This is a genomic window from Mycobacteroides abscessus ATCC 19977 (assembly GCF_000069185.1).
Lineage (GTDB): Bacteria > Actinomycetota > Actinomycetes > Mycobacteriales > Mycobacteriaceae > Mycobacterium > Mycobacterium abscessus.
Map to the genome: position 1 here is coordinate 2,589,989 of NC_010397.1, position 17,918 is coordinate 2,607,906.

Sequence of the window (17,918 nt, forward strand, 5' to 3'; positions counted from 1 at the left end):
ACACCTCCAGTATCTGAATATGATTCAAAAAGTAACGGGATGACGAGGCGGCGTCAAGAAGTTTCTGAATTCGATTCAAAGTGTGGCTCGGTGTCTGTGGAGCTGCGGCCTACAGTTGGTGGGGCCGCTCGTGGCATCTGACGGAAGGAAGCTCGTCGTGACAGGGATATCCGCGTTCTCCGACTTAGTCGCCCGGGATCACGGTCTGTGTGTGTTGAGCACGGTGCGCCGCGACGGCAGCGTCCAGTCGTCAGTGATCAACGCCGGCGTCATGCCGCATCCGCGCACGGGTGATCCGATTGTCGCGTTGGTGGCAGCAGGGGGCACCCGCAAGTTGGACCATCTGCGCACCGACCCGCGTACCACCATCGTTGTTCGCGCCGGATGGCAATGGACGACTGTCGAAGGAATCGCGGAAATCATCGGTCCGGATGATCCAGCGCCCGGCGTCGACGCCGAATCGCTGCGGCTATTGCTGCGTCGTATCTTCGAATCCGCAGGCGGTACCCACGACGACTGGGATACCTATGACCGGGTGATGGCAGCGGAACGACGTGCCGCCGTACTCATCACGCCTCGCCGCATCTACTCCAATCCGGCGGAGAGCTAGGCTCTGACAGCCTTCCTCGGGCCGCGGTCACTTCTTGGAAGCATCGCCTCGGCGGTGGCGCGGAGATGGGCACGTGCCTCCGCGGCGGTGATTTCCTGCGAAAGCCACCGGGAGACCAGCCCCTCGGTCAGCGCATTGAGAACCGAGGCGACGCATTCGGCGTCCACGGATTCGGATACCTCCCCGATGTCTTGGGCGGCCCGTATGGCTGCGGCGGTTTCGCGCGTCCACTCCTGAGATGTTCGCGCCAGCGGTTCACGCATCGCTTCCTCGTAGACCGCGCACGCACGTAGCTCGTTCCAGACCAACGAATTCTCCAGCACCGCAGGGGAATCCTGAATCTCGCCGAGAATATGTTCGATAAGCTGTCGTCGTGATACTCCGGAACCGCTGGCGGCCTGCCGGTATTCACGCGCCTGGTCATTGATGTAAGTCAGGGCCGCCGCGAGTAGGCCATCACGGTCCTTGAAGTGGTAATAGAGCAGACCTGACGAGACACCGGCCACCCGCGCGATATCGCTGACACGCAGGCCCCGAACGCCGTTCTCGGCGATTGCAGCGGCACTGGCCTGCAGGATCGCTTCCTGTCGACTGGTCACCGACACACACTTCCTTCCGCTCTGCGCAGTCCGCTACATGCTAGGGAAGACGGTCGCGCAGGGCCATTTCCCTGCGCCCACCGAAGTCACGATGCAGTCGGCTGTTGCTGCGTGATGCAATGGATGCCGCCACCGCGCGCGAAGATCTCGCGCGCATCCACGGTAACCACGCGGCGCCCCGGATACTCATCGGCCAGAATCGCTGTGGCGGCGTCGTCGGCGGAGTCACCGAACCGACAGGCGATCACCCCGTCATTGACAACCAGGTGATTGATGTAGCTGTAGTCCACCCAGCTCTCGCTGTCTCGAAGGACCGCCGGCGCCGGGATAGGTGTTATCTCCCATACCTTTCCGTTGACGTCGTGGCTCTGTGCCAGCAGGTCGACGATTTCCTTGGTGATCGCGTGGTCAGGATGTGCGGGGTCGTTCTGCACATGAACCAGCAGCCGTCCGGGAGAGGGAATGGCGACGAGGATGTCCACGTGTCCACGTGTGCCGAACCTCTCCGCGTCTCGAGTGAGGCCGCGCGGCAGCCAGATCACATGTCGCGCCCCGATCGTGCGCGCGAGCTCGACCTCCACCGCATGCCTATCGAGCCCGGGATTACGCGAGGGATCGAGCTGCACAGTTTCGGTGACCAGCACTGTGCCCTCGCCGTCAACCTGGATGCCCCCGCCTTCGTTGACCAAGGAGGACGAGACGATCTCGACCCCGGCGAGCTGGCCGACAAACCGGCCGATATGCGCGTCATTGTCCCAACGGGCCCAGTCACGCGCACCCCATCCATTGAACACCCAGTCGACCGCCGCCACGCGACCATCGGTGCCGCGCACAAAGGTGGGGCCGATATCCCGCATCCAGGCGTCGTCGAGCGGTGCTTCGACCACGTCGATTTCGCGCGACAGATACTTGGGCGCTACCGCACGATCGGCCGGGTCGACGATCATCGAAACCGGTTCGAAGTCGATGATCGCGTGCGCAACAGCGGCCCAGGCGGTGCGTGCCTCGTGTGCGGACTCGGCGTTCTCGAAGACGCTCGCCCCTTGCGGCGGAAACGCCATCCAGATACGTTCCTGCGCAGCTGTTTCAGGCGGCATGAGCCAGTTCATGACGCCTCCGAACCATGGGGGTGTGACGTGTCGACGGGCGCTGCCAGCCGAGCGTAAGTATCGGGTCGGCGGGTCGTGTTGAACGGGAAAAGATCTAGCCAGTCCTTGCGCTGTTCAAGATCCAGATCCGCTACCAACACCGCAGGTGCGTCGCGCGGTGCCTGCGCGAGAATCCGGCCGTACGGGTCGGAAATGAACGATGAGCCATAGAAGTTCACGGTTCCCTCATCACCAAAACGGTTGGGAACAACCATGAACGTCCCTGCGGTGATCCCGTTGCCAACGATCACATGCTGCCAGAGCGGCTGCGTATCAAATGAGGGGAAGGCCGGTTCGGAACCGATCGCTGTCGGGTAAACCAGGATTTCCGCACCGGCCAGCGAGTACATGCGCGAGACCTCGGGAAACCATTCGTCCCAACAGGTGGGCATCCCGACCGCCGCACCGTCGAGTTCGGCGGGGCGATATACCGGATACGCGTTCTCCGCGGGTCCGGGTCGAAAGTAGGTGTCCTCGTAGTAGCCCGCGGTGACGGGAATGTGTAGCTTGCGCGTGCGACCGACAAGCTCTCCGCTGGGCGATACCAGGATCGCGGTGTTGTAGCCGAGACCGTCAGCAGCATCCGCACGCTCATACAGCGACGCGTGGACCAGCACGCCGTTCTCCGTGGCGGCGTGTGCGGCAAAGCAGAACGTCGGCCCGGTTAAAAGATCCTCAGCTCGATCACCCGGATTGGTGCCCGCGCGTACATCTGCGGGGTAACGCGACAGTGTCAGCTCCGGCAGGAACACCGCGCGTGCGCCCTGGGCGACGGCAAGCCGCACGCCCTCCAAGAGTTGGTCGCGCAACTGGTCCGGATCGGCAAGCCAGCGGTGCTGCACCAGACCTACTCGTACCGGGGTGCGAAGGGGGGCGCTCACGCGGGCCGGCGAGCTCATGGGTGTGAAGGCGGTTGCGACGACAAATCCCGATGTGGGCACTGCTTAACCTCCTGGGGCGGAAGGCGACTTGGTAGGCGGTGGGGTAGGTGTGCCGCCTCCGCATGATCGCCATTACGGTGACGGTAGAACAAACTGAAAATTCAGTCAAGATTTGATATGGTGCCTCTATGTGCACCGCATGTGAGTGGGCCCCACACTTCGCGGCGCTCAGCGCCAAGAGCACCCGCCGGACCGCACTGCGTGCGGCCGTGGCGCTCACGCTCGCGGCGGGCGCTGCCGCATGTTCGGCAGGGACAGTTCCGGCACCCACGACAGGTAGTGCCGGCCCGCAGAACACCCACGCGGACTTCGTGTTCCGCAACGGGCGCGTCTATACGGTGGCCGGCCCCACGGAATGGGCCCAAGCGGTTGCCGTACAAGGCAATGCCATCACGCACGTCGGTGACGAGGCGGGTGCGATGGCATTGGTGGGCCCAAACACTAGAGTGGTGGATCTTGCGGGCAGGCTATTGATGCCCGGCTTCGTCGAAGGTCATATCCACCCTTTCTTCGGTGCCTTTCTGAGTGGTGGTGTGAATCTGCAAGTTTCGACCAAAGAGGCGGCGCTGGCAGCTATCGCCAAGTACGCCGAGGAAAATCCGGTTGGTCCCGTACGCGGATTTGGCTGGCGCGTCGACATGTTCGGGCCGGAAGGTCCAACCCGTCAGGAATTGGACAGCGTGCTGCCCGATCGTCCCGGATTCTTCTTCGCTGTCGACGCCCACAGTATGTGGGCCAACAGCAAGAGCCTTGAGGTTGCCGGAATCAATCGTGAAACCCCAGATCCGGTACCGGGTTTCAGCTATTACGCAAAAGACAGCCATGGCGAACCAACCGGTTTCATCTTGGAGATCAGTGCGATACTGGACTTGGTCAATGCGATCGAGCCGGTGACCGCACAGAGCCTGCAGCGAGCCTTAGAGGACTGGCTGCCCAATGCCGCGGCAGCGGGCATTACGTCGGTTTTCGATGCCGGTGTTCCGGCTGTCGCCAGTCAGGCAGCTCTTATCGGGTTATATGGCGACATTGAGCGTAGGGGCAGATTGCCGTTTCGTGTGGTGGCGTCCTATACCGTCAAAGCGCCCCCGTTTGGCGACGTGGTGGCGAAGTTCGCCGAGACGCGCGACCAGGTATCCACTGACCTGGTTCGCGTGGGCGCAGTCAAGATCATGGGCGACGGCACGCAGGGCGGCTACACCGCGTGGCTCATCGATCCCTATGCCGACAAGCCCGATTCAATTGGTACGTCGCCGTTCACCGAGCAAGAGTGGGGCGAGCTGGTCGGCCGAATCGACTCGGCGGGAATTGATATGCACGTGCATGCGTGCGGCGAGCGCACCGCCCGGGTGGCGCTGGATGCGTTCGAGGCGGCTATCGCGAACAACCCGGCCCGCGACCGCCGCCATACGGTTGCGCACCTGATCTACGTCGATGACGCGGACAGTGCGCGGTTCGCCAAACTTGGTGTTGTTGCGCAGTTCTCGGCGAACTGGTTCTCCGCCGACCCTGACACCGTGGTCAACATGGCAGCCCGCTACGGCGCGCCTCGCAAGGACAACTTCTACCGGATCCAGGATATTCTCCGCACGGGCGCGCACGTGGCCTTGGGAACGGACTGGCCGGCGGCGGGCTACTTCTCCACATACAAGCCACTCGAATCCATCCAAATCGGTGTCACCCGTCAGCTCATCGGCGATCCCGGTGCCCAAGTGTTGCGCCCCCATGATCAGAAGTTATCGGTGGCCGAGGCGGTGCGCGCTAACACGCTGGGTGCCGCTTACCAGATCCGGATGGACAACAAGGTGGGCTCCGTAGAGGTCGGCAAGCTCGCTGATCTCATCGTGCTCGACCGCAATATCCTCGAGTGCGACCCACAGGACATCCACACGGCCACCGTGTTGATGACCATGATGAACGGCCAGGTCCGCCATGAGCTCCAGGGTCTCAAGAGCTGAGCGGCGTTGTGGCGGAGTGACTTACCAGCGCTCGCCGTTATGTGGCCAATACTAGGAGCGGCTTGTCCTTATCGACTACATAGGTCGCCAGTTCCGACCCCTCGCCATCGCCGACATTCCGGACCGAGTGGAACGTTTCAGCGGGTACGAACAGTACATCACCGGCCGTGACAGTCTTGGATCCCTGACCGTCGATGTCGTAGATGAGCGTGCCCTTGAGTACGTAGATGATTTCCTCGCCTGGGTGCTTATGGCGGGCAGCCTGGGCGCCGGGCTGAAAGTCGACTCGTGTCTGCAGGGTTTCGCGGCCCGGCGTACTCAAGTCATGACGCTGTAAGTCGTGGCGGTTCACGGGCTCACGTTCGGGTGGGGCGGTCGATGATCCGCATGCCGCGGTTAACGCGGCAAACCCAGCGCCGACCGCCAGAAAGACTGTGCTACCGACTTTCATGCCAGCAGTCCTTTCGGGAGAGTTCACGATGGAGCGTCATCGCGTCGAAGCAGCGCGACAAGAAAGTCCGACTTGTCGGTGAACGGCCGCAGATCCCAGGTGGACAGCAAGAGGTCGGGGACTAGGCCGGCTGCGTCTGCGTCGCTGAGAAACTCGCTGAACTCATAGTCGCGACCGGCGCCAAAGCCGATCACCGCCCGTCCAGGGTCGGCGAGATGCGAGCGTAGCCGCCTTAACACCTGCCGACGGGTGCTTGGAGCAAGGAAGGCCATCACATTGCCGGCCGACACGATGACGTCGAATGGCTCGCTGATGCCGCGGGAAGGCAGGTCGAGTTCGGCGAGATCGCCAACGAGCCAACGCGGTCCGGGATGGTCGTGTTCAGCGGCTTCGATGAGCGCCGGGTCGACGTCGACACCGACGACGTGGTGACCGGCCGCGGCCAGGAAGCCGCCGACCCGGCCCGCGCCACAACCAGCGTCGAGGATGCGCGCGCCGCGGGGCACCAGTGCGTCGACCAGGCGGGCCTCACCGGCCAAATCCGCTCCGTCGCGAGCCATCGAACGAAAGCGGTCGATATACCACTGTGAATGGTTTGGATCGGCCGCGACTTTCTGCATCCAGAGGCTCTGTTCCACCATGCAGCCATTGTCGCAAGAGGCAGATCTGCCAGCCCAGGCGGCGCGTACGCACGTGCGGAATGGCACGCAACGTCCCGATCGCGGTGCTAGTCTCGAGCCAACCCGCAGGTAGTCTGCCCCGCAGAACGGTTACCGGAATGCATCACTACGCTTGTGTCTCAGCGGTATTGGTCGCCGCATTCGCCTTGGCGGCACCAGCCCGCGGTGAACCTGCCTGCCAGTTCTCCGGGGGTCTTGGGCCCGACGCCGCGTGTACGCAAAGTGTCGATGAGGACGACTTCTATTCGCCATGGATGTGGCCGGGCGATGACGGTTTTGGAGTCGGGTACGGATACGGCTGGCGTTAGACGAGCACCTTGGCGGCCTGGCGTTCTGCGCGCTTGGCCTGGCGTTCCAGGTACTTGGCCTTGACCTCTTCGAAGTCCGCGGACGTCTTCTTGAGGTCGGTGACAACACGTGCCAGATCCTCGCGGTACCACTCGCCCTCGCCAGTGATGTCGTCGCGTTCGAAGATGCGCCACTTGCGCAGCACCGGCATGACGACCTCATCGAGGTGCGACTGCGGGTCGTAGACACCGCCGGTGGCGATGGTGACGGCATTGCGGCGGAACCCCGGAATCGTGTAGCCGGGCATCGTGAAGTTGTCGAGCACTTTGTGCACAGCCTTGACTGCTTGATTAGGGGCAATCTCCAGGCCCGCCGACACCATGTTGCGGTAGAAGATCATGTGCAGGTTCTCGTCGGTGGAGATGCGCTTGAGCAGCTCGTCGGCGACGGGCTCGGCGCAGGCCTTACCGGTGTTGCGGTGCGAGACGCGGGTGGCCAGCTCCTGGAAGGTCACGTAGACCACCGAGTCGAACAGGCTCTCCGAGAAGGGGATGTTCTGGCGGTTCTGGCCGGGGGAGAACCCACTTGTCATCTGCGCGATGCGCAGTTTCTCCAGTTCCACCGGGTCCACCGAGCGGGTGACCACCAGGTAGTCGCGGATGGCGATGCCGTGCCGGTTTTCCTCGGCGGTCCAGCGGTTGACCCAGGTGCCCCACGGGCCGTCCATGGTGAAGTTCATGGCGATCTCGCGGTGATACGAGGGCAGATTGTCCTCGGTGAGCAGGTTGGTGATCATCGCGATCTTGGCGACCTCGGAGAGCTTGGACTGCTCCGGATCCCAGTCCTGCCCGCCCAGGGCCTTGTAGTTCTTGCCCTCCGACCACGGGACGTAATCGTGCGGGTTCCAGTCCTTGGTGACACCGAGGTGGCGGTGGACATTCTCCTCGACCACGGGCTCCAGCTCGTACAGCAGCTCGAGGTCGGTGAAATCCTTCTGCATGGATACATTCCTTGTGTCGGGGGGCCAGACAGAAACCGCAACTAGCAGTACCCGTATCCAGCAGTTACAGAAAGCTACCATCTTTCCGGCGGTCTGTGGGGCCGTTCCGATACAGCTCACTCAACTGAGGCCGTTCCGTGACCGCGTTTGCTCGCCGACTGTGCGGCGGCGGGCAGGTGGTCACGGCCCCCTTTCCTGCATGGCCATGCCCTAACTTGTTGTGTACCAGTGATTTACGAATCTGTCTAAGCGGACGCACGCAAACGAGGTAGCGTAATGAGGAGGTTTCGCTGGAGCCCGTGTCTAGCGTCGCCTGATTTGGCTCATACGGATTCCGTTGTTTGAGTCCCATCGAGGATCAAGGAAGTCTGTATGACACCGGTTGAACGCTCCCGTCCATCGATCCGCTTTACTCTGGGCCCCCGCAGCACCGGACGCATGAACGGGGCTTGGTGGCCGCAGGACGACGGGCTGATCGCGCGGGAACTCTCACCGTTGATCGAAGAGCTGTCCGGACGCATCGGCACGGTGCGCGAGGTATCGCTCAACTGGAAGGCGGGGTCGCCGCGGTCCAGCATGAGGTCGGTGGTCATGCCTGTGCATTTGACGAGCCGCCCATTCCATTGGGTGATCACGCTGAGGGGGGAGCGGCGAACGGTCCGCATGCTCTTGGTTCCGGCGCGTACCCACAGGATGCTCGCGATGATGGTTATGCGGTTGGCGGCACAAATGCCTATCGTCGAGTCGCCCAAGGAGGATGAAGTCACCGCGGCGCTCCGAATAGTTATGGCCGCTTGAGGGAGTCGGGGGAGGGAACAGCGCAGGGCTGTCCGTGGGCGCTCAAGGCACTGTGGCGCGTTGGGCGGCGGGCTTCCTGTTGGACCTGCGGAAGATCCGGGCTTTGAGTGCCATGGCGCGCTTCTCGACCACGAACCAACTCAACGCGGCAATGGGAAGTGTGGCCGTGGCAGCGAGGAGGAAGAACAAGAACGGATTGAGCCGAGCAAGCCCAAAGGTGGCCAGCAATTGTTGAATCGGGAATGCGTAAATGTATACACCGTATGAAAAGTCGTTGCGCAATCGTGTCTTCCGGATGAGCGCTCCAGAAACGATCACGGCGTAGGCCAGCGGCAGCGCGCCGAGGACTCGGTAGTTCTGCGTGAAGCCCGACGCCACCACAAGTCCGACACTCAATACGACTAGCGACCAGTGGGCGGGGATCTTGTCTTGGTACTGGTAGAACAGCGCGCCGGCGAGAAATACAACGAAGAACCGCGAGAGCATCTGTGGCCAGGTGTACGACTCGGGTGTGTACGAGAAGTGGGCGGAACAAAATAAAGCGCTGATTAGCAGGATGGGAATTACCCAGTGTCGCTTCAGTAGTCCTGCCACACCAAGCACGGACACCATCACATCGCACAACAGGACGAAGAACAGTGTCCAGATGGACCCGTCCCACACGCCGGGGTACGGCACATCTGCCGGGGTCTCGTCGATGTCCAAATAGGCCACATTGAGCAAGGCGTTGTTGACCACGTAGCCGAGTTCCGACGAGAAGGTGATTGACGTGTGCTTCACCCGTGCCGCAATCGGTGCGATCACGAACGCGATCACCATGAGGCATATCCAGAGGCCGGGGAAGATCCTCAGGGCGCGTGAGGCCCAGTACTCCTTCAAGTTCGGGCGCCGTACCCAGGCTGCGGTGATCAGGAACCCAGAGATGACGAAGAAGCCATCGGCGAAAATATCGCCGAGTAATCGAGCCGCCGGCGCGTAGCCGATTTCGCGCCCGGTGAGCGGCCACGAATGCCAGAAGACCACGCCAATAGCGAGAACCAGGCGCCAGGAGGTGAGTGCGTTGCGACGTGGATCGAATACCTGCCCAAGACTCATAAAACCCCCTTGGGCGCCGATGTGGTGTCTTTACTTTGGCAAAAAGAACATACTGCACAATGCCCGTCGGCGCCTGCGTTACCTGCTTCGGGAGGCCGAGGCAATCTGAACGTTCAAGTTACTTACCTACTTGCCCGACTTTTCTGAAATCGAATGAGCGAATGCGATTGGCTACGTAACATCCTTTAGGAATGCGATGCGGCGAATGTGGATCTTATATTCAACAAGGGGATATCTGGCAAGCTCAGTGCCGGGCTTCATATGATTGCGTTCGAGATCGGCGAAGCATATGGCAAATTTGTGCGCGGACGAAGCGCTCATGGCTTCATTTGCTGACGTTGTACGTCGTAATCGTCTTGAACGGCAGAAAAGGCAGTGTCAGAATTTCGTGAGCGGGGGCCAGACTTCGGTGCCAACCCGCGACGCGATTCGCCGCAGTCATGGGTCGGGGTGGGCGTAGCCGTCCGCGCTGATCCAAACGCGCGAGGATCCGCTGTCCTTTCGTGATGGCTGCGGGAGCCGATCTCGCCGAGGCTGAGCCTCATTGTCCGGCCGCCGCAAATACAATCGATCGATGCCGGGAGCCGCTTCGTGCGATGACATGACGGTGCCATGCTGATCGGCATCGCGGCGGCGATGCTCGCCTGCTTCGGATATGGCACCGCATCGGTATTGCAGGGTTACGGTGCCCGGCAATCCTCGACGGAGGTCGGGGTGGCCGCGGATCATGGTCCGTCGCTGAAGTCGACTGTCGCGGCCGCCCTGACCCCAGCTTTCATCGCCGGCATGGTCCTCGATCTCGTCGGATTCGCGGGCAGCTTGGTATCGGCCCGATTGATTCCGCTATTCCTGTCCCAAACGATCATGAGTGCGAACCTGGCGGTCACCGCTGTGCTTGGCATCGCGGTCTTGGGGGTTCGATTGCAGCGAAGGGACTGGCTGGCCATCTGCGCGGTCTTGCTGTCGCTGTGTGTTTTGGCGGCGACCGCGGGGCCACGCGGTGAGGATTCCGCGCCGCCGGCCATTCATTGGGGTGTGCTGACCGTCTCGATCTCCGTCCTACTCACTGGGATCGCCCTGATTCGGCTACTCGGGACCCGAGCGGCTATCCCGGCCGGTTTGTTGGCGGGCATCTTGTACGGGGGAATGGCCGTCGCCGTACGGGTGGTCGGCGGCGTCGATCCACTGAGCCTCACGGTCCTACTCGCTGATCCGGCGGCCTATGGCGTGGTCATTGCCGGAGTGGGCGGGTTCTACTTGTTCACCGTCGCACTGCAGATCGGTTCGGTCAATGGTGCGGCGGCCGCGTTGGTAGTGGGCGAAACGGTGGTGCCTGGGGTCATCGGCGTCGTGCTGTTGGGCGATAGCGCACGACCCGGGATGGGTTGGCTGGTTGCGGTGGCATTCCTCGGGGCGGTCGTCTCGGCGGTAGCCGTCGCCGTGTTCGGCGCCGCCGAGCACAGCCGGCCCGTGGCGCCCGACCCAGCGCGCTGAGCAGGTCGACAAAGTCCGGCTTATAAGAGAATCGCCTCGACGATCCAGCCCGGCACGGCCACCGCTGCCGTCGCCGCGCAGCAGACGACCAATGACCTGGCGGCCATACGGCGATCGCTCTCCGGTAGTCCCGATGGCCCTCCGTCGAAATCTGTTCTCGCCAAGGCAAAGCGCTGATTCCTAGCAGCCCGCAGTCGGGTGATTCGGTGGTGGCCGGAGGGCGGCACATACACTTCCGCTATGAAGTGGTTCGCGCGGAGGCGGGGCAAGAGAGAAGCGGCTATCCAGCTCAGCCCCGACGCTATTGCGTTGGTGGATCAACTCATCGACCACCATCACGACCGGGAGTGGCCCACCGCGATTGGCTGGTACTTGCCTGATCAAGAGCCGCCATGGGGCGCACTTGAGGAACTATCTCGCGGTGGCTACTGCACGATTGAGCGCGATGGCGAGGAGATCGAGATGGATTTCACCGAGCTCGGCCGCCGAATCTTCGTGTGATACCGGGATCCCGACTTTGGGATGTCAAGGTGCCGACGATTCAATGTCACCTGAGCCGGTGCCACTGTCGATGCGCTGAGTAACTCCGAAACGTCGGCGATCATGGGTCGAGATCACGTCTCGTGACGGTCTCAGTTGGGCCAAGGTACGGCGCCATACCCGCGATACAGAGCTGATATCGCAGGTATGGCGTTAATGTGGGCTGCTATGGCAGGACTCGGCAAGCGGCTGATGCGTTGGCGCGCAATACTTCACACTGCGCTGGCGGCGTTGATGTTTGCTCTCCTCGCGCTGCCCGGTGCGCCGATAGCTCGTGCGGCCGCAGCTGCGGCGACTTTGACGGTGACCTCGACATGGCAGACCGGTTTCATCGCCCGCTTCACCGTTACCAACATGAGCACTGCGCCGATGTCGGATTGGCGGCTCGAATTCGATTTGCCTGTCGGGGAATCCATCCGGCATACATGGAGCAGTGCCATCACGCAGTCGGGCACGCACTATGTGCTGACCCCCGCGAACTGGAATCGTGTTATCGCACCGGGCGGTTCAGCCACGGGAGGCCTGCGGGGCGTACTGAGCGGTTCCTACATACCGCCATTGAACTGTGTGCTCAATGGTCAATATCCCTGCAGTTAGACACTGAGCCCCACTGCGGTTAGTCCTTCCAGACCACTTTGTCGGTGCCTCCGGCGTCTCGGTAGACAACGCTGTCAGGGGCGGTGCCGCCGCGTACGTCGAAGTAGATTCGCCCGGTTGTTTGGCTGCCCGCCGTCAGCGGTTGGTTGGGAAGCCCGTCCGGTTTGTCGCCCTTCATGACCGCATACGTTGAGCTGTTGACTGCCCGCGCGTTGAAATCGGCGATGTTCGGGGTCGGCGAGCCACTCACGGCACGGGCCGTGACATCGGAGTACCAGACTCCGTCGTTGTGACCGCTGGGCTCCAGGGTGCTCACTGTGTAATCGATGGCACCGCCGGGGCTGGGGATCTCTGCCTTTTGACCGAAGTCCAGATCCTCGGGGTCTGCCAGCGCCGGCGTAGCCGCCAGCATTCCGGCCACCACGAAGCCGGCCGCAGCCACCCCCGATTTCTGCGCGATCTGGGATAATTGCATGTCAGTTCCTTCCGCCGTGCTCCTGTCGTCTAGGAGTTCTGCGTTTAGTTCCGACCCGGGTGATATCCAAACTCGGGGAGTTCAAACCAGCCGGCGCGCGGTTTTCTCGTCGGCCGGGGTGGTCAGTGGATGCACCGAGTGCTGGTACACAGTTCGGCGCGCATGTTGCGACGCATCATCTCCACCGCAGATTCGCCCAGGGACGGGTCGATGGGAGCTACCGCGTCGGTCGGGATAACCACATCGAAGTGGCGCACGTATGCATCGAGCGCGCTGTAGAGCACGCACTGCTCTGTAACCTGGCCGCACAAGATCAATTGCCGCGTCCGGAGGCGCCCTAGCAAGTACTCCAAGGGGGAGGCATAGAAAATGCTATGCCTGACTTTGGTCACAAACTGGAATTCCCCTTCCGGCACAAGCGGCCTCACCAATTCGGGGTGGGCGCCGTGCAGTGCCGCGCCCACGATGGCGGATGGGCCTGCGGCGAAGTCGCCATGGTTATCGTTCACGTAGATCAGGTCCATATCGGTGTGGGCTTGGGCCCGGGAAACCAAGCCCGCCAACGGCTCAACGATTGTCGCAACGTTGGCTGCCAACTGGTCGGCATCGGGATGCCGGTACGTATTGAACATATCGATGACGAGCAACGCAGTTTCACTCATACCCTGGGGTACCCGTTGCGCAGCGGTTGCAACCAGGTCCATTTCTGGTGGTATCGAACGTCGAGGCGCACGCAAACTGCGGCACTGGGAGTTTAGTGTCTCGTAAGTCGGGCAATCTTCGGCCATGGATGGTCACCCGACCGTGGGGGTAGAGGAGGAGTTCCTTCTCGTTGATCGGAACACCGGCGAGCCCGTCGGCCGCAATAGAGCCGTCGCGCAGGTTGCCTCGACGCATGGTGTCGATTTGCAGCTCGAGCTCACCAGTTGTCAGGTCGAGACCACCACCGCGGTGATGTGCACCAGCAGCGCGTTACGTACGGAGCTGATCCGGCTGCGCGGTATCGCATCAGCAGCAGCAGCGAGTCAACGAGCACACCTACTGGCCGTGGCTTTGCCGCCGACTGTGCCGCATGCCTTTCCGGTGACGCCCACCGCCCGCTACCGCCGGATGGCTGACGAGTTCGGCATGCTCGCTCACGAACAAGGCATCTGCGGATGCCATGTGCATGTGGCAGTGCCCAGCCGCGAGTCTGCCATTGACGTGAGTAACCGGTTACGGCCGACGCTGCATCTTTTCCTTGCCTTGACTGCCAATTCGGCGGTCTATCGCAAGGCCGACAGCGGTTATGCGAGCTATCGCAACATGCTGTGGACCCGCTGGCCAAGCTCTGGACCACCGCCGTACTTTGACTCGGTCGACCATTACGACACCACTGTCCGGGAGCTGAGCCGCAGTGGCGCCGTGCTCGATGACGGCATGGTCTATTGGGATGTGCGTCCGTCGGCCAACTTCCCGACGGTGGAAGTCCGTGTTGCCGACGTTCCCGCAACTGTGGCCGAGACGGTGCTGCTGGCCACACTCGTGCGGGCTGCGGTGATGAGCGCCCTGGAAGCACAGAAGCGCGGCGACCCGGCGCCGCGGCTTGAGGACTGTGTGCTGCGCGCTGCCCACTGGAGATCCGCACGCGATGGGCTGGACGGCATGGCAGTGGACCTGGTTGGTAGTTCCTCGACGGCGCCGGCGCGGACTCTGCTGAGCCGGCTCATCGATCACCTTCGGCCGGCTCTGGAATCGCTGGGCGACTACGACATGGCGCGCACGGAGCTGGCGCGCGTAGTCGCGCAGGGCAACGGCGCTATGAGACAACGACGCACATGGTGCACGTCCGGGAACGTCAAGGACGTGATCTCTGAAATAGCAACAGCAACAACAGATTTCAACTAGGACTAGAACAATCCGGGTTAGTCAACCGCGTGCTGAAATCCGCCCCAGCGGATCAGTTCGTGGCGTTGAGGACCTTGATCGCGAAGACAAGGGTGTCGCCGGCACGGATCCCAGCGCTGGGCTGACCTGCGGGATAGCCGTCGGCGGAGGTCATTGCCACAGCGACGGTCGACCCGACCCGTTGTCCGGCGATGGCCTTCTTGAAGCCGGGTACGACGCCGCCGAGCGGGAACTGCGCGGGCGTACCGCGTGTGTAGCTGCTGTCGAACACGGAGCCATCGCGTCCATTGACACCCATGTAGCAGACCGAGACCGTGGCCAGGTCGCCGACGATCGGTCCCGAGCCGGCCTGCAACGTATGTACCTGGGTCTCGGCCACACTGAACGGCGCGGTCACGGTGATCGCGGGCGCCGCCGCGTCCGTGGATCCAGTGACAGCAACGCTGCCGGTGGCCCCCGCCAGCGTCCACTCGGGCGTACCGCCGGCTTGCGGGGCCGCGGTGGGGCACCCGCTGGCTGTGCTCGGCGGGTCGGCTGGCGCCGAGTTTGCCTCCGTGTCGGATCCGCACGCCGCGAGTGCCATGACGAATGAGGCTGTACAGGCCGCAAGTGTGGCGGACGGTGAGACGCGGAAGAGGTTCACGGTCGTTACGCTAACAGCTGCGGTGTGTGGTCATTCCTGCAGTGACACCTGGGAACGCTGCTTCTCTCGATGACCGCCAGCCTTCGCGAAGTGCTCAGACGGGCGTGCCCAGTTTGGGTATAGTCCGGCCGGACGAGGGTTCAGCGGTCATGTGACCCACCCCGAAGCAACAGGCGAGAGGAACTCTATGAGGACGATCGCAATCCGCCACAGGGCAGTCATCGGCCTGAGCGCCGTAGCGCTGATCACTGTGGGCTGCAGCAATGGCACGAGCGTTGACGTGCCCTCGCCCGAGGTCGGGCTGATCGCCACCACCTCGTCCGCGGCGCCTGCGCAGCCCGCCGAGGTCAAGCTGATCGGGGAGAGGGACGTCGAAGTGACGCTGACCGGCCCGATTGCTGCCAAGTATTCATCGGCGAGTGAGAGCCAGAAGCAGGCTCTCGGCAAGCCGCTGACGGGTGACCACAACGCGGGTACACGCGAGAGTGGCGCGGTGTTCCAGCAGTTCCAGGGTGGCGCCATCATCGCCAAGAACAACCAGGCGGGCACGCCGGCCTTCATCGTCGTGGGCAAGATCCGCGATGCCTGGAACATCCAGCGCGACGCGGACGGCACCCCGTCGATCACCGGCAACAATGGCTCGGCCGGCCCGTTGGGCCTGCCCACCAGCGACGAAAACACCGAGGGTGATCAGCTCGTGTCGACCTTTGAGCACGGCAAGATCGAGTACAACGCGAAGAGCGGCGAGGTAGCGGTCACGGTCAACGGCAAGGTCGTGCCCTCCGGCCTATAGCCGGCTCGTCTGCCGTGCCTCGGCCAGCCGCATTCGTAGCGCACCGAGTTCGACCCGCAGTTCGTCGGGTAGCCGATTGCCGCCGATGCTGGCATACCAGTAGTCGATCGATTCAGCTTCGGTGACCCATTCGTCGATGTTGACGGCCAGCGCCGCGTGTAGATCCTGATCACTGATATCTAGGCCGGTCCGGTCCAGGGCGTCGCAGGTGGGCACAAAGCCGATCGGGGTAGCGACCGCGTCCGTGGCGGCATCGAGGCGATCAAGCGCCCATTTGAGTACGCGCGCGTTCTCCCCGAACCCGGGCCACAAGAACTTGCCGCCGGAATCGCGGCGAAACCAGTTGACGTAGAAGATCTTCGGAAGTAGGTCTGGATCGGAGCGGGTACCGATATTGAGCCAGTGCTGAAAGTAGTCACCCACGTGGTATCCGAGGAAGGGGCGCATCGCCATGGGATCGCGGCGCAGTACCCCGACTTCGCCCGCGGCGGCCGCGGTGGTTTCCGAGGACAAGGTGGAAGCCAAGAACACTCCGTGACGCCAGCTCAAGGCTTCGGTGATCAGCGGCACCGTGGAGGCGCGGCGGCCGCCGAAGAAGATCGCCGAGATGGGTACCCCGGTGGGGTCATCCCACTCGGGTGCGACGGTCGGGCACTGCGCAATGGGTGTGCAGTACCGTGAATTCGGATGTGCCGCAGGCTCAGTCGACTCCGGAGTCCACTGCCGGCCTTGCCAGTCGATCAGATGTTCCGGCGGTGTCTTGGTCATTCCTTCCCACCACACGTCCCCATCATCGGTCAGCGCGGTGTTGGTGAAGATCGAGTTGCCGAGCTCGATGGTGTCCATGGCGTTCGGGTTGGTGCTCTTTCCGGTGCCCGGCGCCACCCCGAAGAACCCGGCTTCTGGGTTGACCGCGTACAGGCGCCCATCGGCCCCGAAACGTATCCAGGCGATGTCGTCGCCGATCGTTTCGGCCGTCCAGCCCGGTAGCGCGGGTTGCAGCATCGCCATGTTGGTCTTGCCGCACGAGGACGGAAATGCTGCGGCCACGTACTTCGCGGCACCCTCGGGGGAGGTGAGCTTGAGGATCAGCATGTGCTCGGCGAGCCAGCCCTCATCGCGCGCCATCACCGATGCGATGCGCAGGGCGAAACACTTCTTGCCCAACAAGGCATTCCCGCCGTATCCGGACCCATAACTCCAGATGGTGCGGGTGGAGGGGAAATGCGAAATGTACTTGGTTGCATCACACGGCCAGGGCACATCAGATTGTCCCGGCGCAAGCGGAGCACCCACCGAGTGCACGCATTTGACGAACCGGCCGCGCAGCCCGAGACGGTCCCAGACGTGCGAGCCGGAGCGCGTCATGATCTGCATCGAGACGGCCACGTACTCCGAATCAGTAATCTGTACCCCGAATTTCGGGTCATCTGAACCCAGCGGGCCCATGCAGAACGCGATCACGTACATCGTGCGGCCTGCCATCGCACCGCGATATTCCTCGGTCATGATCGTGGTCATGTCGACCGGGTCCATCCAGTTGTTGGTCGGCCCAGCATCGGACGCGTCGTCGGAGCAGATGAACGTGCGGTCTTCTACCCGTGCCACATCCGCCGGGTCAGAAACGGCCCAAAACGAATTCGGCTTGCCTGTCAGCGGCACAAAGGTGCCCTTGGCGACGAGCTGCTTGGTCAACCGATCCCATTCAGCGCGCGATCCGTCGCACCACACCACCTTGTCCGGTTCCAATAGTTCGGCCATCTCGGCCACCCACAACAACACCCCGGCGTGGGTGGTTGGCGCGGGCGCCAATCCTGGCACTGCCTGTGCCGCACCGGTCATTTCCACCGAACTTGCCACAACTGCTCCTCACCGTTCATCACGGACCTCGACTACCAATAAAGCGTGCTAATTAAGAAAACAA

General features: G+C 62.6%; 21 protein-coding genes. 9 read left to right on the forward strand and 12 right to left on the reverse strand.

Annotation, left to right across the window (positions count from 1 at the left end; genetic code table 11):
• Window positions 1–157 precede the first annotated feature (157 nt).
• Window positions 158–610 (forward strand): TIGR03618 family F420-dependent PPOX class oxidoreductase, encoded by a 453-nt coding sequence (locus MAB_RS12940; RefSeq protein ID WP_005079498.1) that lies wholly within the window; start codon window positions 158–160, stop codon window positions 608–610.
• Here MAB_RS12940 and MAB_RS12945 read toward each other — a convergent pair.
• The 3 genes from MAB_RS12945 to MAB_RS12955 all read right to left on the reverse strand — a co-directional run bounded on the left by MAB_RS12945 (window position 607) and on the right by MAB_RS12955 (window position 3,298).
• A complete protein-coding gene (locus tag MAB_RS12945) occupies window positions 607–1,215 on the reverse strand; it encodes a TetR/AcrR family transcriptional regulator (protein WP_005079497.1) in 609 nt (202 codons plus the stop codon). The two genes, MAB_RS12940 and MAB_RS12945, sit on opposite strands and share 4 nt — an antisense overlap.
• Before the next feature lie 80 nt (window positions 1,216–1,295).
• Window positions 1,296–2,318, reverse strand: coding sequence for an agmatine deiminase family protein (locus MAB_RS12950; protein ID WP_005079496.1), 1,023 nt, complete (start codon window positions 2,316–2,318; stop codon window positions 1,296–1,298).
• Window positions 2,315–3,298, reverse strand: coding sequence for a nitrilase-related carbon-nitrogen hydrolase (locus MAB_RS12955; protein ID WP_005079494.1), 984 nt, complete (start codon window positions 3,296–3,298; stop codon window positions 2,315–2,317). Before MAB_RS12955 ends, MAB_RS12950 begins: the two co-directional genes overlap by 4 nt.
• A gap of 128 nt (window positions 3,299–3,426) precedes the next feature.
• Between MAB_RS12955 and MAB_RS12960 the strand changes: the two genes are divergently transcribed.
• On the forward strand, window positions 3,427–5,253 hold the full coding sequence (locus tag MAB_RS12960) for an amidohydrolase (RefSeq protein WP_005111066.1): 1,827 nt from the start codon (window positions 3,427–3,429) through the stop codon (window positions 5,251–5,253).
• 37 nt (window positions 5,254–5,290) lie between these two features.
• On the opposite strand, the gene MAB_RS12965 is transcribed toward MAB_RS12960, so the two are convergent.
• Together MAB_RS12965 and MAB_RS12970 are read right to left on the reverse strand one after the other, a co-directional pair.
• Window positions 5,291–5,704, reverse strand: coding sequence for a cupin domain-containing protein (locus MAB_RS12965; RefSeq protein ID WP_005111067.1), 414 nt, complete (start codon window positions 5,702–5,704; stop codon window positions 5,291–5,293).
• Window positions 5,705–5,727: 23 nt separating this feature from the next.
• Complete coding sequence (locus tag MAB_RS12970) at window positions 5,728–6,345, reverse strand: class I SAM-dependent methyltransferase (protein ID WP_005079489.1); 618 nt, start codon at window positions 6,343–6,345, stop codon at window positions 5,728–5,730.
• Window positions 6,346–6,482: 137 nt separating this feature from the next.
• Between MAB_RS12970 and MAB_RS12975 the strand changes: the two genes are divergently transcribed.
• Entirely contained in the window at window positions 6,483–6,692 is a 210-nt protein-coding gene (locus MAB_RS12975; protein WP_005111069.1) for a hypothetical protein, read from the forward strand.
• Here the strand turns inward: MAB_RS12975 and MAB_RS12980 are convergent.
• Both MAB_RS12980 and MAB_RS25410 read right to left on the reverse strand, forming a co-directional pair.
• Window positions 6,689–7,672, reverse strand: a complete 984-nt coding sequence (locus MAB_RS12980; protein WP_005093403.1) for an acyl-ACP desaturase — start codon at window positions 7,670–7,672, stop codon at window positions 6,689–6,691. The two genes, MAB_RS12975 and MAB_RS12980, sit on opposite strands and share 4 nt — an antisense overlap.
• A 323-nt stretch (window positions 7,673–7,995) precedes the next feature.
• Entirely contained in the window at window positions 7,996–8,220 is a 225-nt protein-coding gene (locus tag MAB_RS25410; RefSeq protein ID WP_306372185.1) for a hypothetical protein, read from the reverse strand.
• Between MAB_RS25410 and MAB_RS12985 the strand changes: the two genes are divergently transcribed.
• On the forward strand, window positions 8,111–8,470 hold the full coding sequence (locus tag MAB_RS12985) for a DUF5994 family protein (protein ID WP_005082047.1): 360 nt from the start codon (window positions 8,111–8,113) through the stop codon (window positions 8,468–8,470). The genes MAB_RS25410 and MAB_RS12985 overlap by 110 nt on opposite strands.
• 42 nt (window positions 8,471–8,512) lie before the next feature.
• Here MAB_RS12985 and MAB_RS12990 read toward each other — a convergent pair whose 3' ends face one another.
• Entirely contained in the window at window positions 8,513–9,565 is a 1,053-nt protein-coding gene (locus tag MAB_RS12990) for an acyltransferase family protein (RefSeq protein WP_005093406.1), read from the reverse strand.
• 612 nt (window positions 9,566–10,177) lie between these two features.
• Between MAB_RS12990 and MAB_RS12995 the strand changes: the two genes are divergently transcribed.
• The 3 genes from MAB_RS12995 (at window position 10,178) to MAB_RS13005 (ending at window position 12,196) form a co-directional block, all read left to right on the forward strand.
• Window positions 10,178–11,059, forward strand: a complete 882-nt coding sequence (locus MAB_RS12995) for a membrane protein (RefSeq protein ID WP_005111078.1) — start codon at window positions 10,178–10,180, stop codon at window positions 11,057–11,059.
• A 312-nt stretch (window positions 11,060–11,371) separates the two neighbouring features.
• Window positions 11,372–11,560, forward strand: coding sequence for a hypothetical protein (locus MAB_RS13000; protein ID WP_005093407.1), 189 nt, complete (start codon window positions 11,372–11,374; stop codon window positions 11,558–11,560).
• Window positions 11,561–11,767: 207 nt separating this feature from the next.
• The gene (locus tag MAB_RS13005) at window positions 11,768–12,196 is read left to right on the forward strand and encodes a cellulose-binding domain-containing protein (protein WP_005082057.1); all 429 of its coding nucleotides are present in this window, start codon (window positions 11,768–11,770) and stop codon (window positions 12,194–12,196) included.
• Window positions 12,197–12,215: 19 nt separating this feature from the next.
• On the opposite strand, the gene MAB_RS13010 is transcribed toward MAB_RS13005, so the two are convergent.
• Window positions 12,216–12,671, reverse strand: a complete 456-nt coding sequence (locus tag MAB_RS13010) for a DUF1942 domain-containing protein (RefSeq protein WP_005082059.1) — start codon at window positions 12,669–12,671, stop codon at window positions 12,216–12,218.
• 122 nt (window positions 12,672–12,793) lie between these two features.
• On the reverse strand, window positions 12,794–13,333 hold the full coding sequence (locus tag MAB_RS13015) for a cysteine hydrolase family protein (protein WP_005082061.1): 540 nt from the start codon (window positions 13,331–13,333) through the stop codon (window positions 12,794–12,796).
• A 124-nt stretch (window positions 13,334–13,457) separates the two neighbouring features.
• Here MAB_RS13015 and MAB_RS13020 point away from each other — a divergent pair, with 124 nt between their 5' ends.
• Window positions 13,458–14,558 (forward strand): glutamate--cysteine ligase 2, encoded by a 1,101-nt coding sequence (locus tag MAB_RS13020; RefSeq protein ID WP_005115262.1) that lies wholly within the window; start codon window positions 13,458–13,460, stop codon window positions 14,556–14,558.
• 52 nt (window positions 14,559–14,610) lie between these two features.
• Here MAB_RS13020 and MAB_RS13025 read toward each other — a convergent pair whose 3' ends face one another.
• Window positions 14,611–15,141, reverse strand: coding sequence for an FKBP-type peptidyl-prolyl cis-trans isomerase (locus MAB_RS13025; protein WP_005114376.1), 531 nt, complete (start codon window positions 15,139–15,141; stop codon window positions 14,611–14,613).
• A gap of 247 nt (window positions 15,142–15,388) precedes the next feature.
• Here MAB_RS13025 and MAB_RS13030 point away from each other — a divergent pair, with 247 nt between their 5' ends.
• Window positions 15,389–15,994 (forward strand): LGFP repeat-containing protein, encoded by a 606-nt coding sequence (locus MAB_RS13030; protein WP_005086809.1) that lies wholly within the window; start codon window positions 15,389–15,391, stop codon window positions 15,992–15,994.
• On the opposite strand, the gene MAB_RS13035 is transcribed toward MAB_RS13030, so the two are convergent.
• Window positions 15,989–17,836, reverse strand: a complete 1,848-nt coding sequence (locus MAB_RS13035) for a phosphoenolpyruvate carboxykinase (GTP) (RefSeq protein WP_005111082.1) — start codon at window positions 17,834–17,836, stop codon at window positions 15,989–15,991. The genes MAB_RS13030 and MAB_RS13035 overlap by 6 nt on opposite strands.
• Window positions 17,837–17,918: the final 82 nt, after the last annotated feature.